Below are 26,298 nucleotides of genomic sequence, written 5' to 3'. Positions count from 1 at the left end.
GTTCCGATCAAGGAAGATCCGTACGTGCTGTTCGCGATCGGTGAGGCTGCGGCCGAGATCGCTGCTTCTCGGGCTGCGATCTTGGAGACGGTGGATCGTTTCTGGGACATGACCGAGAAGGGGCAGGAAGTTTCGTTCGAGCTGCGTGCGATCGGTCGGCGTACGCAGACTGCTGCTGCGTGGCGTGCGGTGCGGGCGGTGGACGAGATCTTTGCTCGTTCCGGTGGTGGCGCGTTGCAGTTGAACACGCCGATGCAGCGGTTCTGGCGTGACGCGCATGCCGGTCTCGCGCACGCGATCCACGTACCCGGTTCCATCTTCCACGCGTCGACGCTCTCGCAGCTCGGTGGCGAACCGCAGGGCATCCACCGGGCAATGATCTGAGCCGTCCGGGGGACACCCGGAGGTGTCCCCATCGCGGTTTTCGTGGGGGTCGATGAGCATGTCGGTGAATCTGGTCGATGACCTCGGACTGTCCGCAGAACCCGCATCGGAGTGAGCGCCAACGCGCAATGTGGGTTATAGGACAAACACCGATAGGCTGGCGGTCATGGCTGAGTTCATTTACACGATGAAGAAGGTGCGCAAGGCGCACGGTGACAAGGTCATCCTCGATGACGTCACGATGAGCTTTTACCCCGGCGCGAAGATCGGTGTCGTCGGACCGAACGGCGCTGGTAAATCCAGCATCCTCAAGATCATGGCCGGACTGGACCAGCCGGGCAACGGCGAGGCATTCCTGGCTCCGGGCGCGACCGTCGGCATCCTCATGCAGGAGCCGGAGCTCGACGAGACCAAGACGGTTCGCGAGAACGTCGAGGACGGTCTCGGAGAGACGATGGTCCAGCTCAAGCGGTACAACGAGATCGCCGAGCTGATGGCCACGGATTACTCCGACGAGCTCATGGAAGAGATGGGCGAACTGCAGGAGAAGCTCGATCACGCAGACGCGTGGGAGATCGACTCGCAGCTCGAGCAGGCTATGGACGCCCTGCGCTGCCCCCCGCCGGAAGAGATGGTCACCCACCTCTCCGGTGGTGAGAAGCGACGCGTTGCGCTCTGCAAGCTGCTGCTGAGCAAGCCCGACCTCCTGCTCCTCGATGAGCCCACCAACCACCTCGACGCCGAATCTGTCCTGTGGCTCGAGCAGCACCTCGCTGCTTACCCCGGCGCAATCCTCGCCGTGACCCACGATCGTTACTTCCTCGATCACGTCGCGCAGTGGATCTGTGAAGTCGACCGCGGACGCCTGTACCCGTACGAGGGCAACTACTCCACCTACCTGGAGCAGAAGGCTGCACGCCTCGAAGTTGCCGGCAAGAAGGATCAGAAGCTGCAGAAGCGCCTCAAGGACGAGCTCGCATGGGTTCGTTCCGGCGCCAAGGCCCGCCAGGCCAAGAACAAGGCTCGTCTCGATCGCTACGAGGAAATGGCGAACGAAGCCGAGAAGACCCGCAAACTCGACTTCGACGAGATCCAGATCCCGGCACCGCCGCGCCTGGGTGACGTGGTCGTGGAGGTCTCGAACCTCGACAAGGGCTTCGACGGCCGCGTGCTGATCAAGGATCTTTCGTTCACGTTGCCGCGCAACGGAATTGTCGGCGTCATCGGCCCCAACGGCGTCGGTAAGACGACGCTGTTCAAGACCATCGTCGGTCTCGAGGAGCCTGACGCCGGTGAGGTCAAGATCGGTCAGACGGTCAAGCTGAGCTACGTCGACCAGAACCGTTCCGGAATCGACCCCAAGAAGACGGTCTGGGAGACCGTGTCCGACGGGCTCGATTTCATCGTCGTCGGCCAGACCGAGTTCCCCTCGCGCGCGTACATCAGCTCGTTCGGTTTCAAGGGCCACGATCAGCAGAAGCCGGCCGGCGTCCTCTCCGGTGGTGAGCGCAACCGCCTGAACCTGGCGATGACGCTCAAGCAGGGCGGCAACCTGATCCTGCTCGATGAGCCCACCAACGACCTCGACGTCGAAACCCTCGGCTCGCTGGAGAACGCTCTCGAAGAGTTCCCCGGCTGCGCCGTCGTGATCTCGCACGATCGCTGGTTCCTGGACCGGACCTGTACCCACATCCTCGCGTGGGAAGGTGGTTTCGGCGACAACGAGGCAGCTTGGTACTGGTACGAGGGCAACTTCGAGGGCTACGAGGCGAACAAGGTCGAGCGACTCGGCCCCGACGCCGCACGCCCGCACCGCGTGACTCACCGCAAGCTCACCAGGGACTGATCAGGTGTCCGACGTATACACAGCGCAGATCCAGGTCCGGTGGGGCGATTCCGACCGGTTGGGTCACGTCAACAACACGCGTTACGTCGAGTACATGCAGGAAGCTCGCATCCAGTTCCTGGAAGCGAAACTGGCGCCGCTCGGCGGCCGGCCGGGATACCTCGTGGTTCGAAAGATGACCATCGAGTTCCTCAAGCCGGTCACCGATCGGTCCGGTCCGTTGAACGTGGAGGTCTTCACGACTCACGTCGGGACTTCCTCGTTCACGGTTCGGCACGTCATCCGTGACAACGCGGGTGTCGAATGCGCCTTCGGCGACGCGTTGATGGTCGGATTCGACACCGTGTCCGAAAAGTCCAGACCGCTGGCGGACAGCGAACGTGCAGTGCTCGAAGCATCGCTTGTTCAGATGACGACATCGTAGATTTCGTTTCTCAGTTCACCCTAGGTACTGGTTGCCGCGGCTAGTCTCGAGTCAGAGATTGGTCGCGGCGATCAGAACCCACAAGGATGTGAGCCAGGAATGACAGACCGTGTACGGCAGCAGGGCACAGGCCTCGACGAAGCGACGTTGTTGACGCGTCTTCGCGAGGCCTTTTTCACGCACATCGACGAGGGTGACAGCGACGACGTCATCAACGGTCGATCGGATCGAGTCCTGCTCGCGCATCTCGCGCTCGGGAGGCAGCGGACGCCAGGCACGGCCGTATGGCGTGTGTACCGCCCGTCAGGATCCGAGGGTCTCGGCGCTGCCGTCCAGATCGTCACCGACGACATGTCGTTGCTCGTCGAGTCCGTTACCGCGATGCTCAACCGACAAGGCGTGGGAATCAGTCAATTCGCCCATCCGATCCTGACGGTTGAACGCGACAACGCGGGCAATCTGATTTCCTTGGGCGACAGCGGTATCCAAGAATCCTGGATGCACGTCCAGTTGGACTCCGAAGTCGAGGATTCCGATCTCGACGCGATCGAAGCCCACCTCGGCAAAGTGCTCGCGGACGTCCGCCAGGTGGTTGGTGACACCCCGGATATGAAGGCACTGCAACTGCGCGTTGCCGACGAGTTGGAGAGTGCTGCAGAAACTGCCTCCGGGAGGATCACCCCCGAAGAATTCTCCGATACCGCTCGGCTGCTCCGGTGGATGGCGGACGGAAACTACGCCGTACTCGGATACCGGCGATTCGAGGGCACGAAGGACGGCTCACGCACGGTCGCCGGCAGCGGGCTCGGCGTGCTGCGCTCCGACGCGGTCACCGAAGGCCCGATGAGTTTGCCTCCAGTTGCAGATCTCCCGGATCGACCGCTTCTGGTCCTGACACAGGGATCGTTCCCCGCCACGGTGCACCGCGCTGTCTACCCGTACTTCGTGGGTGTCTCGATCCTCGACGACGAGGGAAACATCGTGGGGGAGCACAGATTCCTGGGTGTGTTCACCGTGGTCGCACTCCACGAGAACGTCCTCGCGATTCCTCTGATCGAGCGACGCGTCCGCGAAGTCATCGCGCGTGCCGGTGTCGACCTGCATTCGTACTCCGGGCAGGCGATGCTCGAGGTCATCCAGTCCTTCCCGCGCACCGAGTTGTTCTCGAGCGATGCCGAGACCTTGTTCGAGACCGTCCACGCCGTGCACAGCATCGGGCTGCGTCGACAGGTGCGACTCTTCGTCCGCGAGGACACGTTCGGACGGTTCGTATCCTGCTTGGTGTATCTGCCTCGCGACCGGTATACGACGCGGGTGCGACTGGCGATGCAAAACCTGTTGTGGAGCGAATTCGGCCCAGGCACAGTTGATTACACCGCCCGGGTTACCGAGAACGATCTTGCGCTGTTGCACGTGACGATCCGGCGCGATCCGGACAGTGAGCCGGTTCATCTGGATGTCTCCGAGGCCAACCGCGAGCGAGTTCAGGCCCTGCTGACCGAAGTCAGTCGTAGCTGGGACGACCGCATCAACGACCTTGTTCGCGACATTCCGGGGGTGGATCCGGAACTGGTGCAACGGTATTCGCGGGTGCTTCCCGATGGATACAAGGAGGACTTCGAACCGTCACGCGCGCTGGCCGACATCGCCAGGCTCGAGGCGTTGGCGCCAGGCGCGATCGACGTACTGCTCTATCGCGCTGTGGACTCCGCGCCCGGTGCCTGGCGCTTCACGCTCTTCGTCGGCGGCGACGGTATCTCGTTGAGTCAGGTGCTCCCCGTGCTGCAGTCACTCGGCGTCGAAGTTCTCGACGAGCGACCGCACGTCGTGCAGCGACTCGACGGCGTTCAGTGCTGGATCTACGATTTCGGATTGTCGGTACCGGCGGATCTTCGGGCGTCGGTCGAGATCGACCTCGATGCGCAGGTGCCACTCGAGACCAGTACCGCCCCGCTGACCGAGGTCCAGAAGCGATTCACGGCTGCATTCGGTGCAGTCTGGTTCGGCCGGGCAGAAGCTGACCGATTCAACGAGTTGGTGCTGCGGGCCGGAATGTCCTGGCGGCAAGCCGTGGTGTTGCGTGCTTACGCAAAGTATTTGCGCCAGGCCACATTTCCGTACAGTCAGTTCCACATCGAAGGAATCGCGCTAACGCACCCGCAGACCGCGTTTGCATTGGTGCAGTTGTTCGAGGCGATGTTCGACCCCGAGAAACAGGACGACATTCGCGTCGCCGAATTGGACGAGCAGTTGCGTGCGTCCATCGACGAGGTACTCAGCTTGGATGCCGATCGCATTCTGCGTGGAATGTTCTCCTTGGTGAAGGCGACCTTGCGTACCAATTTCTACGTCGTCGACGCCGATGGCCGCTCTCGCGACTACCTGTCGGTCAAGCTCGATCCCTCGCGGATCAGCGAGTTGCCCAAGCCGCGGCCGGCTTTCGAGATCTACGTGTACTCACCCGAGGTCGAAGGCGTCCACCTGCGATTCGGCGCAGTAGCGCGCGGCGGACTCCGCTGGTCCGACCGGCGCGAGGATTTCCGCACCGAGGTGCTCGGCTTGGTGAAGGCTCAGGCCGTCAAGAACGCGGTGATCGTGCCGGTCGGCGCCAAGGGCGGCTTCGTCGTGAAGAATCCGCCTCTGCCGACGGGTGATCCGGCGGCTGATCGAACGGCGACGCTGGAAACGGGCAAGGCCTGCTACACCACGTTCATCTCCGGATTGCTCGACATCACGGACAACGTGCACGCGGCTACCGGCGAAGTTGTGACGCCGGATCGAGTGGTGCGCAAGGACGATCAGGATCGCTACCTGGTGGTCGCCGCGGACAAGGGCACGGCGACGTTCTCGGATCTCGCGAATTCGGTTGCCGCCAAGTACGACTTCTGGCTCGGCGATGCGTTTGCCTCCGGTGGCTCCGTGGGATACGACCACAAGGGCATGGGAATCACCGCTCGCGGCGCCTGGGAAAGCGTCAAGCGGCACTTCCGCGAACTCGGGGTCGACACGCAGACGCAGGATTTCACGACGGTAGGCGTCGGCGACATGAGCGGAGACGTGTTCGGCAACGGAATGCTCCTCAGTCGGCACATCCGTCTGGTGGGCGCGTTCGACCATCGACACATTTTCCTCGATCCGAACCCGGATGCAGCGAGCTCGTTCGTCGAACGTCAACGACTTTTCGAGTTGCCACGGTCGTCGTGGGCCGACTACGACAAGAGCCTGATCAGTGAAGGTGGCGGCGTCTGGGACCGCACGGTCAAGTCGGTTCCGATCGCCGAAAGCGTCAGAATCGCACTGGGTCTGGCCGAGGGGGTCACGAAGCTCTCGCCGCCGGAATTGATGCAGGCGATTCTGTCGGCACCGGTGGATCTGCTGTGGAACGGCGGAATCGGTACATACGTCAAGGCTTCGACCGAGACGAACGCGCAGGTCGGAGACAAGAGCAACGACGCGGTGCGAGTCGACGGTCAAGACCTACGAGTCAAGGTGATCGGTGAGGGCGGCAACCTCGGCGTGACTGCTCTGGGACGAATCGAGTTCAGCGCCAACGGCGGTCACATCAACACCGACGCCATCGACAACTCGGCCGGCGTCGACTGCTCCGATCACGAAGTGAACATCAAGATCCTTCTCGATTCGCTCGTGCGTTCGCAGTTACTGCCGACTCAGGAACGGAATCCGTTGCTGGCGTCGATGACCGACGACGTGGCGGCGCTGGTGTTGGCGGACAACATCGCCCAGAACGCGCTGCTCGGAATCTCCCGCGTGACCGCGCCGCAGATGCTCGGTGTTCACCGCCGTCAGTTGACGGATCTGACCAAGGCACGTGGACTTGACCGCAAGCTCGAGGCGTTGCCGACCGACAAGGAGATCGAGCGTCGCCTCGAGGCCGGTGTGGGTCTGACGTCGCCGGAATTGGCGACGCTGACGGCGCACGTGAAGCTTTCACTCAAGGACGATCTGCTCGCAACCGAGTTGCCGGACAACGATTTCTTCGCCCAGCAGATCCCGCAGTACTTCCCGACCGCTGTTCGCGATCGGTTCGAAACAGAGATCAAGGCACACCCGTTGCGGCGGCAGATCGTCGCGACGATGCTCGTGAACGAAGTGATCGACAACGGCGGAATCACGTACGCCTACCGCTTGGCCGAGGAGACCGGAGCGAGCAGTACCGACTCGATCCGTGCCTACGCCGCTGTGCGAGAGGTCTTTGCGCTCGACGAGGTGTGGTCGCGAATCCGCTCGGCCGGCGTCAGTGCAGAGATCGAAAACGAGCTGATCGTGGAGTCATGCCGCTTGCTCGACCGCGCGTCGCGGTGGTTCCTGGCCAATCGGCCCCAGCCGATTGCCGTCGGCGCCGAAGTTGCGCGCTACTCGGCAGCGTATCGGGCGACGGCGCCGCTGGTTCCGGGGCTGCTCGCCGGCCACCAGCTCGACGATCTGCTCGTGCGCGCTCAATCCGTGATCGATCGCGGGGCTCCGGAAGCGTTGGCGCTGGACGTGTTCCGACTGCTCGACGTCTACTGCCTGCTCGACATCGCGGATATCGCCGACATCGCAGATCACGACATCACCGAAGTCGCGGAGCTGTACTACGCCTTGGACGCGCATCTGGGAATCGACTGGCTGCTGAGCGCGGTCTCGGGACTCGAGCGCGGCGATCGCTGGCACTCGCTTGCTCGGCTCGCGTTGCGAGACGACCTCTACAGTTCGCTGCGGCAGCTGACGATGGAGGTTCTGGCCGGCGGCGAGCCGGGGGAGTCGCCGCAGGAGAAGATCGACGAATGGGAATCGACCAACGCCTCGCGGCTGAGTCGGGCGAGGGCAGCTCTCGTCGAGATCTTCGAGTCTGGGACGCTTGACCTCGCGACGCTCTCGGTGGCGGCGCGTCAGGTTCGTAGCATGGTGCGCAGCATGGGCACCCGATCGGAGGTAGGACGTTGAGCGAAGGATTCCACGCCGAAGTTGTGGTTCGGTGGTCCGACATGGATGCCTTCCAGCACATCAACCACGCACGGATGGTGACGTTGCTCGAAGAGGCGAGGATTCCTTGGTTGTTCGAAGACTCGCGCCCGACGGTCACCCTGCGTGACGGGGCTGTGATTGCCGATCTCCATGTGCGGTACCGCGGGCAACTGCGGCACGACGATTCACCGCTCGATGTCTTCATGTGGGTGGAAAAGGTTCGCGCGGTGGACTTCACCATCGCGTACGAGGTTCGCCCCCGCGGCGCCGATCTCAGCGTCCCGCCGTCCATCGTGGCATCGACTCAGATCGCGGCCTTCGATATCGACACTCAACGTCTGCGCCGCCTCAGCGGGCCCGAGCGGGAGTACTTGGAGAGCTGGCAACGTGCATGAACGTGTCCTGACCGTGCCCGAGGAGGCCGAGCGAAAGAACTTGGCCGGCTTCATCGGTCACGCCTTGCGTTTGGACGAGTCCGCGGTCATCCGAATGCGCCGACGCGGCGATGCGCACCTGAGCGTCTGGGCGTCAACGGGTTTCGACGCTCTGGCGACGCGAACGGTGGCTGGCACCATCAACCCTGACGACACGTCGGCTGCCGGCGATCAGTTGCTCTCGGCGGTGGAGCAGGCAACAAGTGAGCTGATCGATCCGGGGTTCGCCATGGATTCGGCATGGCGTGGGGCGTTGCCGCCGATGGACGGCTTCGAGCACCTGGACGACGTACCCGCCCGGGTGCTGATCGAACTGGCGCAACGGGGCAACGCCTTGGCACTCGAGCATGGAAGTAGTCACGGGCCGCCGGCGTCGTTGCTCGATCAGGACGTGCTCGAGGTCAGTGGTCCGTCAGGCACGGTCGGGATCTCGATGCGAGTTATTTTTGCCTTGACCGCAATGGGATTCGTTCCGCACGCCGGATCCGAAGCGATGACTGCGGACATCGATCTCGAACAGATCGACGCGTCGGAACTGGTTCGGGTGCGGGCGAGTAGATCGTGGGTGCGCCTCGATGCACGGTTTGGTTCGATCTACCGTCACCGCGGTGGTTCGATACCGCTGATGGTTGCGCGGTAGGAGTTCAGGCGACGGCCGCCACCAGCGCGATGGGGCCGCCGCCTGACGACGTGCGAGAGTGTTCGGTCAGATCAGCCACGCCGCAGCGTTGACGGGCAACTGACCGTCGACGAGTGGTGCGCTGCTCAACAGCAGCTGCCCGCTCGGCAGTGCGATCGGCACCTCCGTGGTGTTGAGAGCGCAGATCAGACCGCCGCGTCGACGGAAAGCGAGGCAGCCGGGGGGACTGCCGTACCAATCGATGTCGGTGCCGGAAAACTCCGGCCTGGCGCTACGAAGTTCGAGGGCGGCGCGATACAGCGAGAGCATCGAGTCCACATCCTCGATCTGAGCCTCCACGGTGAGCGTCGACCACTCGGCCGGCATCGGCAGCCAGGTGCTCGCACCGGTGGTGAATCCGAAAGGCGGCTCGGTTCCTTCCCAGGGAAGGGGCACTCGGCAGCCGTCGCGTCCTCGCTCGGCATGTCCGGATCGTTCCCAGACCGGGTCCTGTAGTGCGTCGTCGGGCAGGTCGACGTTCGGCAGGCCGAGTTCGGCTCCGTTGTAGATGAAGCTCGCGCCCGGAAGCGCCAACTCGACGAGGATCATCGCCCGTGCGCGTTGCGTTCCGATCTCGCCCCCGCCGTAGCGCGTGACTTCACGTTCGACGTCGTGATTCGACAGTGTCCACGTGGGCACACCCCCGACCTCGGCGACGGCCGCGAGGGAGTTCTCCACGGCCTCTCGGACGGACTCGGCGGAGAATTCGGTTTCTGCAAGCCGGAAGTTGAATCCGAGATGCAGTTCGTCTGGCCGGATGTATTCGCCGAACTTCTGGTTGTCCTTCACCCAGATCTCGCCGACGGTCATCGCCTCCGGGAACTCGTCCATGACCTTGCGGATGCCGCGGTGGATTTCGTGAACTGCCGGATTGTTGAACCGCGGGTCGTCGTCGGAATTGCGCATGAGCTCGTTGAGCTCCCAGTCGTGGTCCGGCAAACCGTCGGGCTTGGCCATTCCGTGGGCCACGTCGATGCGGAATCCGTCGATTCCGCGCTCGAGCCAGAAGCGCAGAGTCTTGGCGAGGTCGTCGAAGACCTCGGGGTTGTCCCAGTTCAGGTCCGGCTGTTCCTTGGCGAAGATGTGCAGGTACCACTGGCCGGGTGTTCCGTCGGCTTCGGTGACGCGGGTCCATGCCGGGCCGCCGAAGATGCTCGGCCAGTTGTTCGGCGGTTCGTTGCCTTTTTCACCTTTGCCGTCTCGGAAGATGTAGCGGGATCGCTCCGCAGAACCGGGCGCCGACGCCAGGGCTGCCTTGAACCACTCGTGCTGATCACTCGTGTGGTTCGGGACCAAGTCCATGGTGACCTTGATTCCGCGCTCGTGGGCCGACGTGATCAGCGAATCCATCGTCGCCAGATCACCGAACAGGGGATCGATGTCGCGAGGATCCGAGACGTCGTAGCCGTGGTCTGCCATCGGTGACTTCATCACCGGGCTCAACCAGATCGCGTCGATGCCGAGCAGTTCGAGGTAGCCGAGTTTCTCCTCGACTCCGCCGAGGTCGCCGATACCGTCACTGCCCGAATCGGCAAAGGAACGCGGATAGATCTGATAGAAGACCGCCTCGTTCCACCACGGGGCTTCGGGCCGGCTTACAGAGGACGAATCCGCGGGGGTGCTCACAGCAGTTCATAGTGCCAAACGTCCGGCACTCTCACGACTTGGACACGGCAAAAGGGTGACTCTTTACCTAGCCTTGGTGTACTTTGCATTCACGCGGTGACTCCATGTGGCAACTTTGGTGTTACTGGAGGGGGAGAAGTATCGAGAATTCAACCAAGGGGGCTTGGCCTTGACTTTGTCGGCAATCGAAGCGGTCAGTTTGGATCACGTACTGCTCGACGATGATCCGATCAACCGTGACTGGATAATCTTCGGCACACCGGTTGCACGGTCGGCGCAATGGTCGGCGAGTAAAGACGGGACCACGACTACGCACGTCTGGGATTGCACGAAGGGGCGCTTCCGCTGGTACTTCCATGCGGACGAAATCGTGCACATCATCGAAGGGTCGGTCACCGTTCAGGGCGACGGAATCGCGAAACGAACCCTGGGCGTCGGCGATGCCGCACTCTTCCGGGCGGGTAGCTGGTCGGAGTGGGAGGTCGAAGAGTACGTGCGCAAGCACGCAATCTTGAGTTCTCCGCTACATCCCACGGTGTCGTTCGGGGTACGAGCGGCCCGCCGGATCGCGCGTGTGTTCAGGCCGAAGGCGAAGTAAACGGTCAGATGGCGGAGTTCACCATGGACGCAGCAGCCATCTCCATGTAGTCGATCAACTGCTTGCGGTGCACCGGGCTCAGGGTCTTCTCGTCGATGGACGCGATGGCGACGTGCATGCACCGAAGCCACGCATCACGCTCGATCGGGCCGATCACGAAAGGATTGTGGCGCATCCGCAGACGCGGGTGCCCACGCTCCTCCGAGTACGTGTGCGGCCCGCCCCAGTACTGCTCGAGGAACATCCGCATCCGCCGCTCGGCCGGGCCGAGATCGGCCTCGGGGTAGAGCGGGCGCACAACCTCGTCCTTCGCGACTTCTTCGTAGAATCGCGCGGTGAGCTTGTGAAACGTCTCGGCTCCGCCGACGGCGTCGTAGAAGGTCTGCTGCACGTCGTGCTGTACGTCATTCATGGCAAGTTCCATTGTGCCTGACGGCCGTAGTGGTCGGTTTCCGGGTCGACGACGGTTGCATCGGGTCGGAATGCGTACCCATTCACCGGAAATTCACCGGCCGTCCTGGCAATTTTGTTCGAAATGGGAGTGCGTAACGCGATCATCCGTGGTCAACTTGGGGGCAGTCTCCCGGAGGTCGTATGAAGAACCGACATGCTGCACGCAATCACCGACAACTCCAGCCCACTAGCGCGCGGAACGACCACGCGTTAGGGGCTGTTCTGGAAGTTGTTCCTGACGGGTTCGCGCACACTGCTGACCCACTCTTTTCCGAAGAGCATTCTCACCTCGAGATGTTCCCTCCTGATCGCGTTGTGCCCGAGTGGGTAAAACGTCGGGTGCTACTGCTCAACGTCACGTACGAACCGCTGACCGCCCTTCCTGCCAGGCGCGCGGTCGTACTGATGGCCTGCGGCAAGGCCGATACCGTCCACGAGGACGAACAGGGCCCGGTAGTCCATTCTGCGGACTGGTCGGTGCAGGTTCCCTCGGTCATTCGATTGCGCACCTACGTGCGCGTTCCGTATCGCGCCCGCATCCCCATGACCCGTGCCGCACTGATGCATCGTGACCACTTCCGATGTGCGTACTGCGGAGCCAAAGCCGAAACCATCGACCACGTCGTTCCTCGCAGCAGAGGTGGCGGGCATTCGTGGGAGAACTGCGTCGCGTGCTGTGCCCCCTGCAATCACCGCAAGGCCGACAAGATGCTCAGCGAACTCGGATGGACTCTCCGTGCGGAATTGGTTCCCCCGTCCGGTCCGCATTGGCGTCTGCTCGCGGCGACCAAGGAATTGCATCCGGCGTGGATGCCGTATCTCGGCGTGGGCGCAGCCTGAGCTATGTGTCGGCGTGGGCGCAGCCTGAGCTATGTGCAGCCTGAGCTATGTGTCGGCGTGGGCGCAGCCTGAGCGGCGTTCTGTCGTCACGGAAACGAAATTGCCCGAGAATTTGTGGCCCTGACGCTTTCCTTCCTGGCGTTCTGGGCTACGTTATCTGGTGTGAGCATTCTCGAGGTAGTACTGATATACGTTGGGATTCCGGCCTTGATCACCGCGTTCTTCGCGGCTGCGTCCTTCCTCGGGAAGAAGACGCCGGGACCGGTTCCGCCGGCGTTCCATCTCGGTGAGTCGTGGGATCACGCTCCCGTGCTGTGGAGTGCTGTCGACGAAGTCACCGTTCGCGGTGGCCATCACGGCAGTGCACACGCAATCGAAGCCGGTTCGGCTGATCTGATCGGAGGGTCCGCAAGTGGCAAGTGGTGATCATTCGACCGCGCTCGCAGTAGCGCCCGAGGACCTGCCCGTCGGCAGCGTCGTCACGTCCAGCGGACGCGTTTCCGGTGTGCACCGCATCGGCGAGCCGTTCACCGACGATCTTCCGTTCGAGACCATGGATCTGGTCGCGCTCGACGTCGCGATGACCGAAGCGACGCGGGCCACCAAGGTGCGATTCAACGCCTACATCGGTGATCTCGGTTCTGATCCGGCAGCGGGTGCCGACGCACTGTTCCCGACCACGCCCGAAGCCGAGCGTTCCGTGCTGATCGCCGTCTCGCCCAACCAGCGCACCGTCGAGGTACGCAGCGGGCGGGCAATCGCCGATCGGGTCACTGATCGCGTTACCCAGCTCGGAGCAACGGCAGCTGTTGCATCCTTCAGTGAAGGCAACCTGATCGACGGACTGATCAGTGCCATCCGCGTTATGGCAGCCGCAATTCGTGAGAATCGACGCGGGCACCGGCCTTTCGCATGTCAGCTCGCGTCGAACTTTCGTGCTGCGAGTGAACGAACCACACCAGCCTGGCCTTCGACGACCAGACGACGTAACGCGGGAGGGATGTCGCCTTCGAGGAATCGGTCTGCCGCCGCGACGGATTCTGCGGAGATCGACCACGCCGGGTAGAGCCCGATGACGACGGTCTGTGCCACTTCGCTCGAGCGTCGTTCCCACACCGCCGCGATGTCGGCGAAGTAGCGGGAGACGAAGGGTTCGAGCAATTCGTCCTGGCCTTCGCGAGCGAACCCGCCGATGATCGATCGTGCGGTGATGTTGGGCACCGAGTCGTCGCCGACGACCTTCCCCCAGACCTCTTCCTTGACAGCGGCCTGCGGACGTCCGGCCGCGGCCGCCGCGGCTTGACGAGCGCCCGCAGCGGTCGGGTCACGCTGGGCTTCGGCGTCGATGAACGGAGTCGCGGTTCCTTCAGCGTCGATCTCACCGGCAGCTGCCAGTGCCCCGACGATGCGCCAGCGCAGGTCCGTGTCGACGATCAGGCCGTCGAGCCCAACGGTGGAGGGATCGGCGTCGAGCAATTCGCGCAGTACCTCGGTGTGCCACGGGGAGAGTGCTGCACCGGTGAGTGCGTTGACGAATGCCAGCTGGTGGTCGGACCCGGCCTCTGCCTCACGTGCGAGTTCGAGCAACCGATTGGCGAAGCTCGCCGCGCCTTCGGCCTCGGCCCAGGCCGGATCTGCGTAGGAGCCGATGGCGGTTTGGGCTTGGAGCAAGAGACGTTGCACCACACCGACTTCGGTCTCCGAACTGATGCCGCGCTCGACCAGTGCGACGAAGTCGCGTGCCTTCAGTTCGGCCTGACGGGTCATTTCCCACGCCGCCGACCAGACCAGGGTGCGGGGGAGTGAGTCGGTGATGTCGCCGACCCGCTCGATCGCCGTCGCCAAGGATTCGGGATCGAGTCGCACGGAGCCGTAGGTGAGATCGTCGTCGTTGACCAACACGAGTGCACCGCGGGCGACGCCGACAAGTTCGGGGACATCCGTGCTTTCCACAGCATCGAGGTCGAGTTCGACGCGATGGCTTCGTACCAACTTGCCGTCGACGTCGTCGTAGATGCCGATGGCGATCCGGTGGATTCGCCGCTCGCCGGCGCCTGGTGCCGCACCGTCCTGCAGGACGGCGAAGCGGGTGAACTTTCCGTCTGCGTCGACATCGAAGTCGGGGCGCAGGATGTTCAAACCGGTGGTCTTGAGCCACTGCCGACCCCAGTCGGAAAGGTCACGGCCCGAGGACTTTTCGAGTGAGCCCAGCAGATCGTCGAATGTTGCGTTTCCGAATGCGTGCTCACGGAAGTACTCACGCAGTCCGGCGAGGAACGGCTCGAGTCCGACGTATGCGACCAACTGCTTGAGGACGCTGGCGCCCTTCGCGTAGGTGATGCCGTCGAAGTTGACCTCGACGGCAGCCAAGTCCGGAATGTCCGCGGCAATCGGGTGCGTCGACGGCAACTGATCCTGGCGGTATGCCCACGACTTCTCGACGTTGGCGAACGTCGTCCAGGCGTTCGTGTACTCCGTGGCCTCGGTCTGGCACAGGACCGAAGCGAAGGTCGCGAACGACTCGTTGAGCCACAGGTCGTCCCACCACGCCATCGTGACGAGGTCGCCGAACCACATGTGCGCCATTTCGTGCAGCACCGTTTCGGCACGACGCTCGTACGAGTAGCGGGTCACCTTGGAGCGGAAGACGTAGTCCTCGAGGAAGGTCACGGCGCCGGCATTCTCCATCGCGCCCGCATTGAATTCGGGGACGAAGAGCTGGTCGTACTTGCCGAAGGCATAGGGAACACCGAAGTTGCGGTGGTAGAAGTCGAATCCCTGCTTGGTCTCGGTGAAAAGCCGCTCCTCGTCCATGAACTCGGCCAGCGAAGCGCGGCAGAAGATTCCGAGCGGGATGTCGCCGTGCTCGTCGGAGTAGTTGTCGGTCCACTGCGCGTAGGGACCGGCGATGAGCGCCACCAGGTACGTGCTCATCTTCGGGGTGGTCCGGAAAACGTGCTTGCCGGGATCGGCGGCGAGGGTCTCGACGACCGCGGAGTTGGAGATGACCTTCCACGACGTGGGAGCGGTGACGCGGACGTCGAACGTCGCCTTCAGATCGGGCTGATCGAAGCACGCGAACATGCGCTTGGCGTCAGCCGTCTCGAACTGTGAGTAGAGGTAGACGGCGTCATCGGTCGGGTCGACGAATCGGTGCAGCCCCTCGCCGGTGTGGGAGTAGATGCAATCGGCCTCGATGACCAACTCGTTGTCGGCAGCGAGGTCGGGAAGGCTGATGCCCGTCGACTCGTCGTAGTCGGAGACGTCGAGTGCGGTGCCGTTGAGGACCGCGGAATGGACTCGGGCCGCGACGATGTCGATGAAGCTGCTTGCTCCGGCCGTAGCCGTGAACGTGACGGTGGTCTTCGAAGAGAACGTCTCCTCGCCGGGTGCGTCGTTGCCGTCCGTGAGATCGAGTTCGATCAGGTAGTTCTCGACGGTCAGGATTGCTGACCGTTTCGCTGCGGTTTCGCGTGTCAGGTTCGGTGCGACCACAAAGATCTCCTCGTAGATGGTGCGGATCTATTACGTCCATCCCATCACGAAGAGAACGGCTTTACTCAAGCGGACACTTCTGCCAGCGGAATCTCCGGATCGGCCAGCCGTTCCGGATCGACGGGACGCGAAGAGGCGACCAATTCCTTGATGGCGTCACCGGCATCCCAGATGTTCACGTTCATGCCGGCGAGCACCTTGTTCGCGGAATCGAGCCAGAAGGCCAGGAACTCGCGCTTGTCGACGTCGCCGCGCGTGACGACACGGGAGTAGCCGCCGTGAGGTGCGTGACCCACGTATTCCATCCCGAGGTCGTACTGATCGGTGAAGAAATACGGCATGCGCACGTACTCGGCGGGCCGACCCAACATGGTGTCTGCGGCCGTCTCGGGTTGGTTGAGTGCGTTTGCCCAGTGCTCCACCCGAATTCGTGCATTCAGAATCGGATGCTGTGCGGCCGCGATGTCGCCTACTGCAACGACGTCGGGGTCGCTGCTCTGCAGACCGGCGTCGACGAGAACTCCGTTGTCGACGTCGATACCCGCCTCCGACGCCAACTCGGTGTTCGGCAACGCGCCGACAGCAATCAACACGGCGTCGGCCGGAATCACGGTGCCGTCGCTCAAAGTGACGCCGGCGGCGTGATCGCCGTCGACAGAGATTGCGCTGACGTCCGTGCCAGTGCGCAAGTCGACGCCGTTCTGGCGGTGCAGAGCGGCGAAGACCTCACCCATTTCCGGGCCCAGGGTCGATTCGAGCGGAAGGCCGGCATGCTCGAGCACGGTGACATCGACGTCGAAACCGCGAGCCGACGCGGCAATTTCGAGACCGATCCAGCCGGCACCGATCACGACGAGCTTCTTGTCGGCAGCCAGGGTGCGCAGTAGCGCAGCGGCTTGATCGACTGTTCGCACGTAGTGAACGCCCTCGGCGTCGGACCCCGGGATGTCGAGGCGCCGCGAACGTGAGCCGGTGGCCAAGGCGAGCTTGTCGTAGCTGATCGTGGAACCGTCCGGAAGTGACACGGTGTGCGCAGCGGGGTCGATGGCCGTTGCCGTCGTTCCCGGACGAAGATCGATGTGATGGTCGCGGAACCACTCGCCGTCGTGGACGGTGAATTCGGGGAGTGTCTTCTTGCCTGCGAAGAACTCTTTCGACAGCGGCGGCCGCTCGTACGGAAGGTGGTCTTCTTCGCTCAATACGGTGATCTCACCGTCGAAATCTCTGTCACGCAGGGCTTCTGCGATCTTTGCGCCCGCGAGCCCGCCGCCGACGATCACGAATCTCCGGTTGGTGCTCATTACTGAACCACTCCTTCGTACTCGTTTCTTTTCGACACTACTGCGAGCGGAAGGTGGTTCGGGGGAAAGCGCGGGAAGGATTACGGGTTCATGATTGTTGGCAGAACGGGAGTATGTCCCCGAACTGATAGAACCTGACCGACAAGAACTGATAGGGAGTTTCTTCGTGAGCGCAACCTCGAGTAAGACCACGGACACTGCTGACTTCTGGTTCGACCCGCTCTGCCCGTGGTGCTGGATCACCTCGCGCTGGATTCTCGAGGCCCAGCAGGTACGCGACATCGAGGCCAAGTTCCACGTGATGAGCCTTGCGGTTCTCAACGAGGGCCGCGACCTCCCCGACGAGTACCGCGAGATGATGACCAAGGCCTGGGGCCCGGTCCGCGTCGCTATCGCTGCAGCGCAGCTGAAGGGTGACGAGATCCTGCTGCCGCTGTACACGGCCATGGGTACGAAGATTCACAACGAGGGCAACAAGGACTTCGCCGACGTCATCAAGTCGTCGCTCGCCGAGGTCGGACTGCCGCCCGAACTGGCCGAGGCTGCCGACACCGACAAGTACGACGAGGCACTGCGTGAGAGCCACCACAAGGGCATGGACGCCGTCGGACCCGACGTCGGAACCCCGACGATCCATGTCAACGGCGTGGCGTTCTTCGGTCCCGTTTTGTCACGTATCCCGCGCGGCGAGGATGCAGGCAAGGTGTGGGACGGCGCCGTCGCGCTGGCCGGCTACCCGCACTTCTTCGAGCTCAAGCGGACCCGCAACGAGGATCCTCAGTTCGACTGAGCGGTAGTGAGCGCCGGATTTCGGTAGAGCTGACCGGGCCGGAAGAACAGATGTCCTGAGTGCGTGCGGTTGCGAAGCGCGGCCGCACGCCAGGTCAGCACCGGATGCGACGACAAGATGTTGACGAACCACGGGAAGAAACCGGATTCGAGTGTCGCGCGATCGGCGAGTTCGTCGAACCCGACCAGACCCACGAGATACTTGCCGGCGCCGAGGACACCCATCGCGCCCGGTGCGCCCTGTGGGCGCATGTGAAAACCGAAGTTGTCTGCCGTGTACTCCATGGAACGCGACAGCGAAGACCCGATCACCGGAATGTAGTTCGACGCGAACTGTCCCCACTGGCGCCAGTACGACGCATGCCCAGCAGCGATGTGGCCGACCTCGTGACCGATGATGAATGCGAGCGCATCGGGCTCGCGGGCCTGCCCACCGACCTCGAACAGGTCGCTGTAGACGACGACGAAACGCCGAAATCCGTGCCCTGACGCAAATGCGTTGATCCGTCCGTTCCCCAGCACGACGTAGGCATCCGGCGGAGTTTTCATGCCGAACCGTGCCGCGGCCTCGGCAACCAGCTGATACCCCTCCGGAAATTGCGAAGGCGTCATCTTGATTCCGTTGACCTGCTGCGATCCGTACAGCTGACCTCGCGCGAGGAACAGCAGGATCGGAGCCGCGAGCACCACGAGGATCCACGTCGACAGATCACCCGCAGCGATCAGAACGATCGCCACCACATAGGTGACGACTGTCGTCAGAACGGCGAGCACGAGTAGCGGGATTTCCCACGGGTGGCGAACCGCGTCACTGCCTGGTGACACACGAACGGCGGGTGCAGCGGCCTGGCCGTTGACGGGGTACATGGGCACCACGATAGGTGCGCTCGCGCGGCGATGCGTGTTCCTGAAAGTGTGACGTCGACCCGGGTGCGCCCGGCTGGTCGGGCCTGAGAGAATTGTCGCCATGCGCGTATACCTGGGTGCCGACCATGCCGGATTCGAACGTAAGAACGAGATCATCGAACACCTGAAAGCGAACGGCCACGAGGCTATCGACTGTGGTGCTCACGAGTACGACGCCGTGGACGACTACCCGGCATTCTGCATCGAAGCCGCAAAGCGCGTCGTTGCCGACGAGGGCAGCCTGGGAATCGTCCTGGGTGGCAGTGGCAACGGTGAGCAGATCGCCGCGAACAAGGTTCCCGGCGCACGGTGCGCTCTCGCTTGGAGCGTCGAAACGGCGAAGCTGGCCCGCGAGCACAACAACGCTCAGCTGATCGGCATCGGTGGACGTATGCATTCCCTGGAGGAATCACTCGCCATCGTCGACGCTTTCCTCGCCACCGCATGGTCGGGTGAAGAGCGTCATCAGCGTCGTATCGACATCTTGTCCGAGTACGAGAAGACCGGCGTCGCACCGGCTCTGCCGCAAGCCTGATCCGAAAGTTGTTCCGTGCCTGAAGGTCATACCCTGCATCGACTGGCACGGTTGCATGCCCGCAAGTTTGTCGGTTCACCGGTCCGCGTCCTCAGCCCGCAAGGCAGATTCGCCGAGGACGCGCGTCTGGTGGACGGACATGTACTCACGTCCTCGGATGCCTGGGGGAAGCACCTCTGGCACACCTATGACAACGGATTGACAGTTCACGTACACCTCGGGCTGTACGGAAAGTTCACCGACTCCGCCCTGCCGATGGAAGAACCGGTAGGCCAGGTCCGGATGCGAATGGTCGGTGCCGATTTCGGCACCGACCTTCGTGGTCCCACCGCCTGCGAAGTCCTACTGCCGCCTCAGGTCGCCGTGATCGAGGCCAGACTCGGGCCGGACCCACTGCGCCGCGGCGCGGATCCACACCAGGCATGGGTGCGAATCTCCAAGTCCAAGAAGGCGATCGGCGCGCTGCTCATGGATCAAGCGGTCCTGGCGGGTGTCGGCAACGTCTATCGCGCCGAACTTCTCTTTCGTCACGGAATCAGCCCTGAACGACCGGGGAATCTCGTCTCTCACGACGAATGGACTGCCATGTGGGCAGATCTTGTCGAATTGATGAAGGTTGGTGTCAGGCGCGGGAAGATGCACGTCGTTCGCGCCGAGCACGACAACGGTGATCCGGCGTACGCGAAGGATCGTCCGCGGACTTACGTTTACCGAAGAGCAGGATCGCCGTGCCGCGTGTGCGGCACACCGATCCTGCATTCCGTCATGGAGGCGCGAAACCTGTTCTGGTGCCCGGTGTGCCAGCCGGCTTAGAAGTCGAAGCCGCCGAAGTCTCCGCCGCCGAAGTCTCCGCCTCCGAAGTCCCCGTAGTCGCTGCCTCCACCGTCTGCGGTGAAATCGGTGTTGTCGACACTTCCTTGTTCCGCGCCGGAGTCACCGGCGTCCATACCTTGATCTCCCGAGTCGCCCTGATCTCCCGAGTCACCCTGATCTCCCGAGTCGCCGGCTCCCGTATCGCCACCCTGTGCGAAAGCTTCTGCGCCGTAAGGAACCCCGGCCATGCCGGAGAACATGGTCGAGAACAGCATCATCGAACCCAGACCCCAGGCGCCGGCGACGAGGGCAGGCTTCCACCATGGCTCGGAGTACCAGCCGGCCGGGACCGGGCGTCCGGCGACTCGGCCACCGGGGTAGTAGTTGGGTGTGTGCGACGACGGATTGGGTGATGCCGCGACCTTGCGGCCCTCGAATTCGACCTCACGGTCTTCGGTGACCGAACCCGCAGCCTTCTGTCCGTCGATGGAAGGAACTTCCGGTCCCGGATCCATGCCCATTGCCACCCGCGCCGCGCGGATGTAGTAAAGCCCTTCCAGCGCAGTCTGTTTCGCGAGACGTGCCTGCACCGGCGTTGCGGCCTGATCGATCTGCGAGCCTGCGGCGTTGTACCGTTCGGCCGCGTCGGCGAGGGCTTGGCGCGACGCGTCGTCACTGCCGGTCAGGTTGTAGACCTGACCGCCGAGGCGTTCGATCGCCTGCCTGGCATCGGCTTTCGCGTCGTCGAGTTGTGTTGCGCTGTGGCCGGAACCGCGTTGCTGGCTTTTCATGACCAGAAATACGACTACGGCCAGAACGACGAGTATGAGAAGAATCGTGGTCACGAGTGGCCTCCCGAGCAGAATCGATCCGGACAACTCCAGGATACGGACCACAGGGGAGTGGCCTGAGTGCACAAAGTCTGAACACAAAAAATCCGCACCGGCCAGGCCGATGCGGATTTTTGTGGAGTTTCCCTCCTCATGGAGGGGATGACGGGAATCGAACCCGCGTGATCAGTTTGGAAGACTGAGGCTCTACCATTGAGCTACATCCCCGTGCATACGACAACTCGGGATCGCCGTGTTCGTCGTCTGCGATACGAAACTGTACCCAATGCCCCACCGGATTTCATAATCGGGGGGTTGGAGAAGTTCGATACCGTCGTTCACCTGGGGAATTGCCGAAATGCCCGGCGAGTCGGGGTGTCTTGCCTTGCGGCCCGGCTTCTGATTCCGGCTGTCATCACGTTTCGTTCAGCCAAGGCTGTATGTGGCGGCGGTCGGATGACATACTGACGGGGTCGGACAGGCGGGCCGTGTACAAACGACGGTCGGGTTCGTGAGAGAGTAGTGAGCGCGATAGGGTTGTGCGCGGTCACCGATGGTGGCTGCCTTTGTGGCCCGCTGTCTTTGTGGCCTCGGATGGCCGTATCGTGTGTTTCATGTGATCGGAAACGGGATGTAGCGCAGCTTGGTAGCGCATCCGCTTTGGGAGCGGAGGGTCGCAGGTTCAAATCCTGTCATCCCGACAAGTACGTACATGGCACTTCACCTCCAGTAAGTCCGGGAGTGAAGTGCCGCGCCAGACAGCAGTACCGATTCAACACAAGTTGTGAGCAAGACCAGACGAAGGAGCGAAGTTTCGTGAAGAGCACCGTCGAGCAGCTCAGCCCGACGCGAGTCCGTATCAACGTTGAGGTGCCCTTCGCGGAACTCAAGTCTGATTTCGACAAGGCCTACAAGGCCCTCGCGCAGCAGATTCGTCTCCCCGGCTTCCGTCCCGGCAAGGCTCCGGCTCGCCTCCTCGAAGCACGTGTCGGTCGCGGCGCTGTGCTCGAGCAGGTCGTCAACGACGCTCTGCCGTCGCGTTACTCCGAGGCTGTCACCAGCGCCGGCGTGAAGGCCATCGGCCAGCCCGAGATCGAGGTCACCAAGATCGAAGACGGCGAGCTCCTCGAGTTCACCGCCGAGGTCGACGTGCGCCCCGAGATCGAGCTCCCTGACTTCAGCTCCATCAACGTCGAGGTCGATCCGATCGAGATCACCGACGAAGCCATCGAAGAGCAGCTGCTTTCGCTGCGTCAGCGTTTCGGCACCCTCACCGGCGTCGATCGCGCAGTCGAGGACGGCGACTTCGTCTCCATCGACCTGTCGGCCACCGTCGACGGCGAGAACGTTGCCGAGGCAACCGCTAGCGGACTGTCGCACGAGGTCGGATCGGGCCAGCTCATCGAGGGCCTCGACGAAGCCATCATCGGCCTCAAGGCGGGGGAGTCCAAGGACTTCACGTCGACGCTGGTCGCCGGCGAGTACGCGGGCAAGGAAGCTGTTGTCACCGTGACCGTGCAGACGGTCAAGGAGCGCGAGCTTCCGGCTGAGGACGACGAGTTCGCTCAGCTCGCCAGCGAGTTCGACACCCTGGAAGAACTGAAGGCTGACCTCCGCGAGCGCGTCGCACGCGTCCGCAAGGTCGAGCAGGCCGGTCAGATCCGCGACAAGGTTCTCGAGCAGCTGCTCGAGACCGTCGAGGTTCCGTTGCCGGAAGCCGTCGTCAAGGCTGAGGTCGATGCTGCACTGCACGACGCCGTTCACGGTCTCGATCACGACGAAGAGGCACTGAACAAGCTCCTCGAAGAGCAGGGCAGCAGCCGCGAAGAATTCGACAAGGATGCCCAGGAAGCCGCTGAGCGCTCCGTCAAGACGCAGCTCTTGCTCGACTCGATCGCCGATGCGGGCAACGTCACCGTCGGTCAGGACGAGCTCACCGAGCGCATCCTGTTCCAGGCGCAGCGTTACGGCATGGCTCCTGAGCAGTTCATCCAGCAGATCCAGCAGGCCAACCAGCTCGGCGCCGTCTTCGCAGACGTCCGTCGTGGCAAGGCTCTCGCGTCCGTCGTCGAGTCGGCCGGTGTCAAGGACACCTCCGGCGCCGTTGTCGACACCGCTGAACTGTTCGGCAGCAGCGAGGACGAAACCGAAGCGGATGCGTCTGATTCCGCCGAGAGCGAAGACAACCGGGACTCCGGTGCCGCCCTACTTCGTTACTGTCTGTGTCAGTAGAAGTGTTTCGCATAGACGATCCACCGCACAAGTAGATCCACATAGAAGGCAGGTACCGTGACTTCCAATCACCTGGAGACTTTGCAGAGTCCCGCCATGACTTCAGCGACCGCTGGGTTGAACCTCAGCGACTCGGTGTACGAGCGCTTGCTGCGAGAGCGCATCATTTTCCTCGGTACCCAGGTCGACGACGACATCGCCAACAAGCTGTGCGCGCAGATCCTGCTGCTCTCGGCCGAGGACCCGACGCGAGACATCTCGCTCTACATCAACTCGCCCGGTGGATCTGTCACCGCAGGTATGGCGATCTTCGACACGATGCAGTTCGCCGAGTGCGACATCGCCACCTTCGGTATGGGCCTTGCGGCGTCGATGGGTCAGTTCCTGCTCTCGGCAGGCACCAAGGGCAAGCGTTACGCACTGCCTCACGCCCGCATCATGATGCACCAGCCGTCCGCCGGTATCGGTGGTTCCGCCAGTGACATCGCGATCATGGCCGAGCAGTTCAAGCACACCAAGCGCGAAATGGCCGAGCTGATCGCTCAGCACACCGGCCAGACGGTCGAGCAGATCACCGCGGACTCCGACCGTGACCGTTGGTTCACGGCGAAGGAAGCTCTCGAGTACGGCTTCGTCGACCACGTCGTCTCCCGTGCGAATCAGGCCGGCGGCACCGGCAACTGAGCCGGTTCGTCCATCCTTTCGCTGCCCAATTCATACTTTGGAGAACTGATGACCAATCTTTTCGGAGCTAACTCGCTGGGCGGCCAGGCGCCGTCGGGCCCCCAATCGCGTTACATCCTGCCCCAGTTCACGGAGCAGACCAGCTACGGCGTCAAGACGTCCGACCCGTACAACAAGCTGTTCGAGGAGCGCATCATCTTCCTCGGCTCGCAGGTCGACGACGTCTCCGCCAACGACCTCATGGCACAGTTGCTGGTTCTCGAATCGCAGGATCCGGACCGCGACATCACCATGTACATCAACTCGCCCGGTGGTTCGTTCACCGCGCTGATGGCGATCTACGACACGATGCAGTACGTCCGTGCCGACATCTCCACCGTCTGCCTCGGTCAGGCTGCTTCGGCAGCTGCTGTCCTTCTCGCCGGTGGTACGCCGGGCAAGCGCTTCGCGCTCCCCAACTCGCGCATTCTGATTCACCAGCCGGCCACGGGCGGCATCCAGGGTCAGGTTTCCGATCTGGAGATCCAGGCTGCGGAAATCGAGCGTATGCGTCGACTCATGGAGAGCACGCTGTCGCTGCACACGGGCAAGGATCCGGAGACCATCCGCGTCGACACCGATCGCGACAAGATCCTCACGGCCGAGCAGGCCAAGGAGTACGGCATCATCGACGACGTGCTGGCTTACCGGAAGCTCAGCGCACAGAAGTAGTCGATTTCCGCCTCGTGTCGAGGATCTGTATTCCGATTCCCGACACGAGGCGGACACGTCGAGAAGTGCCTGGTGGAGCGCTCGCCAGGCTGAAATCTCGACTCTTTTCTTTTTTATCCGCAGGCGAAACGCCGAGAACAGGTCGACCCCGTTCGGGATCTGCGGGTACCGTCACTTCACGGGCTGGTTCTCGACCGGCGTTCTGCGATTGTTCGACCAGATTTGTTCGATCAGTTTGTTGATCAGTTTGTCTGATCCGACAACTTCTGATCTGACAACTTCTGATCTGATACCGAGTACTGCGGAGCGTCTCGACCGATCGAGTGGCGGCGAGTGCACGTACATGATGGAAAGTAGGGACCTCACGAGATGGCACGCATCGGCGACGGCGGGGATCTGCTCAAGTGCTCTTTCTGCGGCAAGAGTCAGAAGCAGGTCAAAAAGCTCATTGCAGGACCCGGGGTGTACATCTGCGACGAGTGCATCGACCTCTGCAACGAGATCATCGAAGAGGAATTGGCCGAATCGAGCGAGGTCAAGCTCGACGAGCTTCCCAAGCCTGCGGAGATCCGAGAATTCCTCGAGAACTACGTCATCGGTCAGGATTCCGCCAAGCGGACGCTGGCCGTGGCCGTCTACAACCACTACAAGCGCATTCAGGCCGGAGACAAGGGCCGTGATGCGCGGGGTGAGACGGTTGAGCTCGCGAAATCCAACATCTTGATGCTCGGCCCCACTGGCTGTGGCAAGACGTACCTCGCTCAGACTCTCGCGAAGATGCTCAACGTCCCGTTCGCCATCGCCGATGCGACGGCGTTGACCGAGGCCGGCTACGTCGGTGAGGACGTCGAGAACATTCTGCTCAAGCTGATTCAGGCTGCCGACTACGACGTCAAGCGCGCCGAGACCGGAATCATCTACATCGACGAGGTCGACAAGATCGCTCGCAAGAGCGAGAACCCGTCGATCACGCGTGACGTCTCCGGCGAAGGTGTTCAGCAGGCGTTGCTGAAGATCCTCGAAGGTACGCAGGCGAGCGTCCCGCCGCAGGGTGGTCGCAAGCATCCGCACCAGGAATTCATTCAGATCGACACCACGAACGTGCTGTTCATCGTCGCGGGCGCTTTCGCTGGTCTCGAGCGGATCGTCTCCGATCGTGTCGGCAAGCGCGGTATCGGTTTCGGCGCCGAGGTTCGGTCGAAGGCCGAACTGGATACGGTCGATCGTTTCGCCGAGGTCATGCCGGAGGATTTGATCAAGTTCGGTCTGATTCCCGAGTTCATCGGCCGTTTGCCGATGATCGCGTCGGTGACCAACCTCGACAAGGAATCGCTCGTTCAGATCTTGTCGGAGCCCAAGAACGCTCTCGTCAAGCAGTACCGTCGTCTCTTCGACATGGACGGCGTCGAACTCGAGTTCACCGAAGAAGCGCTCGACGCTATCGCCGATCAGGCGATCTTGCGTGGAACCGGCGCTCGTGGCCTGCGCGCCATCATGGAAGAGGTTCTTCTTCCGGTGATGTACGACATCCCCAGCCGTGACGACGTCGAAAAGGTGGTCGTCACCGCGGAGACCGTCAACGACAACGTACTTCCGACCATCGTTCCGCGTAAGCCGGAGCGTGGCGAGCGTCGCGACAAGACGGCGTAGAAACTTCAAAACGACTGTGGCCCGGTATCTCTCGCGAGATGCCGGGCCACAGTCGTTCGTGCAACACAGTCGTTCGTGCAGGGTGTCTGGGGGGTGTTCG

Annotated in this window: 22 protein-coding genes, 2 tRNA genes and 1 pseudogene; 18 read left to right on the top strand and 7 right to left on the bottom strand. The window is 62.6% G+C overall.

Annotated elements, in window-relative coordinates; genetic code table 11:
• The 6 genes from AC1DVN_RS10525 to AC1DVN_RS10500 form a co-directional block, all read left to right on the top strand.
• The coding region (locus AC1DVN_RS10525) for an acyl-CoA dehydrogenase family protein (protein WP_477993774.1) at window positions 1-384 on the top strand (384 nt) is incomplete at its 5' end.
• Window positions 385-550: 166 nt separating this feature from the next.
• The gene (gene ettA, locus AC1DVN_RS10520) at window positions 551-2,230 is read left to right on the top strand and encodes an energy-dependent translational throttle protein EttA (RefSeq protein WP_007730925.1); all 1,680 of its coding nucleotides are present in this window, start codon (window positions 551-553) and stop codon (window positions 2,228-2,230) included.
• A 4-nt stretch (window positions 2,231-2,234) separates the two neighbouring features.
• On the top strand, window positions 2,235-2,654 hold the full coding sequence (locus AC1DVN_RS10515; protein ID WP_283567510.1) for an acyl-CoA thioesterase: 420 nt from the start codon (window positions 2,235-2,237) through the stop codon (window positions 2,652-2,654).
• Window positions 2,655-2,753: 99 nt separating this feature from the next.
• Window positions 2,754-7,601, top strand: coding sequence for an NAD-glutamate dehydrogenase (locus AC1DVN_RS10510; RefSeq protein WP_283567511.1), 4,848 nt, complete (start codon window positions 2,754-2,756; stop codon window positions 7,599-7,601).
• A complete protein-coding gene (locus AC1DVN_RS10505; protein WP_003944573.1) occupies window positions 7,598-8,017 on the top strand; it encodes an acyl-CoA thioesterase in 420 nt (139 codons plus the stop codon). The genes AC1DVN_RS10510 and AC1DVN_RS10505 overlap by 4 nt, the downstream gene beginning before the upstream one ends.
• A complete protein-coding gene (locus AC1DVN_RS10500; protein WP_020970006.1) occupies window positions 8,010-8,696 on the top strand; it encodes a DUF8010 domain-containing protein in 687 nt (228 codons plus the stop codon). Before AC1DVN_RS10505 ends, AC1DVN_RS10500 begins: the two co-directional genes overlap by 8 nt.
• A gap of 66 nt (window positions 8,697-8,762) precedes the next feature.
• On the opposite strand, the gene AC1DVN_RS10495 is transcribed toward AC1DVN_RS10500, so the two are convergent.
• Window positions 8,763-10,361 carry a glycoside hydrolase family 13 protein gene (locus AC1DVN_RS10495; RefSeq protein WP_020970005.1) on the bottom strand — a complete coding sequence of 533 codons (1,599 nt, stop codon included), beginning with the start codon at window positions 10,359-10,361 and terminating at the stop codon, window positions 8,763-8,765.
• A 163-nt stretch (window positions 10,362-10,524) separates the two neighbouring features.
• On the opposite strand from AC1DVN_RS10495, the gene AC1DVN_RS10490 reads away from it, so the two are divergent.
• Complete coding sequence (locus AC1DVN_RS10490) at window positions 10,525-10,959, top strand: cupin domain-containing protein (RefSeq protein ID WP_021344735.1); 435 nt, start codon at window positions 10,525-10,527, stop codon at window positions 10,957-10,959.
• A 4-nt stretch (window positions 10,960-10,963) separates the two neighbouring features.
• Here AC1DVN_RS10490 and AC1DVN_RS10485 read toward each other — a convergent pair whose 3' ends face one another.
• Window positions 10,964-11,371, bottom strand: coding sequence for a globin (locus tag AC1DVN_RS10485; protein WP_003944464.1), 408 nt, complete (start codon window positions 11,369-11,371; stop codon window positions 10,964-10,966).
• A 182-nt stretch (window positions 11,372-11,553) separates the two neighbouring features.
• Between AC1DVN_RS10485 and AC1DVN_RS10480 the strand changes: the two genes are divergently transcribed.
• The 3 genes and pseudogenes from AC1DVN_RS10480 to AC1DVN_RS10470 all read left to right on the top strand — a co-directional run.
• Complete coding sequence (locus AC1DVN_RS10480; protein ID WP_020908239.1) at window positions 11,554-12,252, top strand: HNH endonuclease; 699 nt, start codon at window positions 11,554-11,556, stop codon at window positions 12,250-12,252.
• Window positions 12,253-12,414: 162 nt separating this feature from the next.
• Window positions 12,415-12,678 carry an aa3-type cytochrome oxidase subunit CtaJ gene (ctaJ, locus tag AC1DVN_RS10475; protein ID WP_007730943.1) on the top strand — a complete coding sequence of 88 codons (264 nt, stop codon included), beginning with the start codon at window positions 12,415-12,417 and terminating at the stop codon, window positions 12,676-12,678.
• Window positions 12,665-13,132, top strand: a pseudogene (locus AC1DVN_RS10470) (DUF5130 domain-containing protein); the annotation flags it as partial. The gene ctaJ and the pseudogene AC1DVN_RS10470, both read left to right, overlap by 14 nt.
• A gap of 35 nt (window positions 13,133-13,167) precedes the next feature.
• Here AC1DVN_RS10470 and pepN read toward each other — a convergent pair.
• Window positions 13,168-15,747 (bottom strand): aminopeptidase N, encoded by a 2,580-nt coding sequence (pepN, locus tag AC1DVN_RS10465; protein WP_283567512.1) that lies wholly within the window; start codon window positions 15,745-15,747, stop codon window positions 13,168-13,170.
• A gap of 65 nt (window positions 15,748-15,812) precedes the next feature.
• Window positions 15,813-17,048, bottom strand: a complete 1,236-nt coding sequence (locus AC1DVN_RS10460; protein ID WP_020908238.1) for an NAD(P)/FAD-dependent oxidoreductase — start codon at window positions 17,046-17,048, stop codon at window positions 15,813-15,815.
• A gap of 166 nt (window positions 17,049-17,214) precedes the next feature.
• On the opposite strand from AC1DVN_RS10460, the gene AC1DVN_RS10455 reads away from it, so the two are divergent.
• Complete coding sequence (locus tag AC1DVN_RS10455) at window positions 17,215-17,838, top strand: DsbA family oxidoreductase (RefSeq protein WP_003944541.1); 624 nt, start codon at window positions 17,215-17,217, stop codon at window positions 17,836-17,838.
• Here AC1DVN_RS10455 and AC1DVN_RS10450 read toward each other — a convergent pair.
• The gene (locus AC1DVN_RS10450) at window positions 17,826-18,704 is read right to left on the bottom strand and encodes a M48 family metallopeptidase (RefSeq protein WP_021333424.1); all 879 of its coding nucleotides are present in this window, start codon (window positions 18,702-18,704) and stop codon (window positions 17,826-17,828) included. The genes AC1DVN_RS10455 and AC1DVN_RS10450 overlap by 13 nt on opposite strands.
• A gap of 100 nt (window positions 18,705-18,804) precedes the next feature.
• Here AC1DVN_RS10450 and AC1DVN_RS10445 point away from each other — a divergent pair, with 100 nt between their 5' ends.
• Both AC1DVN_RS10445 and AC1DVN_RS10440 read left to right on the top strand, forming a co-directional pair.
• Window positions 18,805-19,278, top strand: a complete 474-nt coding sequence (locus tag AC1DVN_RS10445) for a ribose-5-phosphate isomerase (RefSeq protein WP_003944571.1) — start codon at window positions 18,805-18,807, stop codon at window positions 19,276-19,278.
• A gap of 15 nt (window positions 19,279-19,293) precedes the next feature.
• Window positions 19,294-20,091, top strand: a complete 798-nt coding sequence (locus tag AC1DVN_RS10440) for an Fpg/Nei family DNA glycosylase (protein ID WP_021333423.1) — start codon at window positions 19,294-19,296, stop codon at window positions 20,089-20,091.
• Here the strand turns inward: AC1DVN_RS10440 and AC1DVN_RS10435 are convergent.
• Both AC1DVN_RS10435 and AC1DVN_RS10430 read right to left on the bottom strand, forming a co-directional pair.
• The gene (locus tag AC1DVN_RS10435) at window positions 20,088-20,882 is read right to left on the bottom strand and encodes a hypothetical protein (protein WP_044480384.1); all 795 of its coding nucleotides are present in this window, start codon (window positions 20,880-20,882) and stop codon (window positions 20,088-20,090) included. The genes AC1DVN_RS10440 and AC1DVN_RS10435 overlap by 4 nt on opposite strands.
• A 193-nt stretch (window positions 20,883-21,075) precedes the next feature.
• Window positions 21,076-21,149, bottom strand: a tRNA-Gly gene (locus AC1DVN_RS10430).
• Window positions 21,150-21,548: 399 nt separating this feature from the next.
• On the opposite strand from AC1DVN_RS10430, the gene AC1DVN_RS10425 reads away from it, so the two are divergent.
• The 5 genes from AC1DVN_RS10425 to clpX all read left to right on the top strand — a co-directional run bounded on the left by AC1DVN_RS10425 (window position 21,549) and on the right by clpX (window position 26,198).
• Window positions 21,549-21,622 (top strand) — tRNA-Pro (locus AC1DVN_RS10425).
• A 115-nt stretch (window positions 21,623-21,737) separates the two neighbouring features.
• On the top strand, window positions 21,738-23,153 hold the full coding sequence (tig, locus tag AC1DVN_RS10420; protein ID WP_477993773.1) for a trigger factor: 1,416 nt from the start codon (window positions 21,738-21,740) through the stop codon (window positions 23,151-23,153).
• A gap of 96 nt (window positions 23,154-23,249) precedes the next feature.
• On the top strand, window positions 23,250-23,837 hold the full coding sequence (locus AC1DVN_RS10415) for an ATP-dependent Clp protease proteolytic subunit (protein WP_007730960.1): 588 nt from the start codon (window positions 23,250-23,252) through the stop codon (window positions 23,835-23,837).
• 48 nt (window positions 23,838-23,885) lie between these two features.
• Window positions 23,886-24,548 carry an ATP-dependent Clp protease proteolytic subunit gene (locus tag AC1DVN_RS10410; RefSeq protein ID WP_003944539.1) on the top strand — a complete coding sequence of 221 codons (663 nt, stop codon included), beginning with the start codon at window positions 23,886-23,888 and terminating at the stop codon, window positions 24,546-24,548.
• Between the two features lie 369 nt (window positions 24,549-24,917).
• Window positions 24,918-26,198: an ATP-dependent Clp protease ATP-binding subunit ClpX gene (gene clpX / locus AC1DVN_RS10405; protein WP_003944582.1), complete on the top strand. Its 1,281-nt coding sequence runs from the start codon at window positions 24,918-24,920 to the stop codon at window positions 26,196-26,198.
• Window positions 26,199-26,298 lie beyond the last annotated feature (100 nt).

It is taken from the genome of Rhodococcus sp. P4_E4 (genome assembly GCF_056401575.1).
The sequence above is the reverse complement of the archived record's forward strand: the minus strand, read 5'-3'. Positions and strand labels throughout refer to the sequence as shown.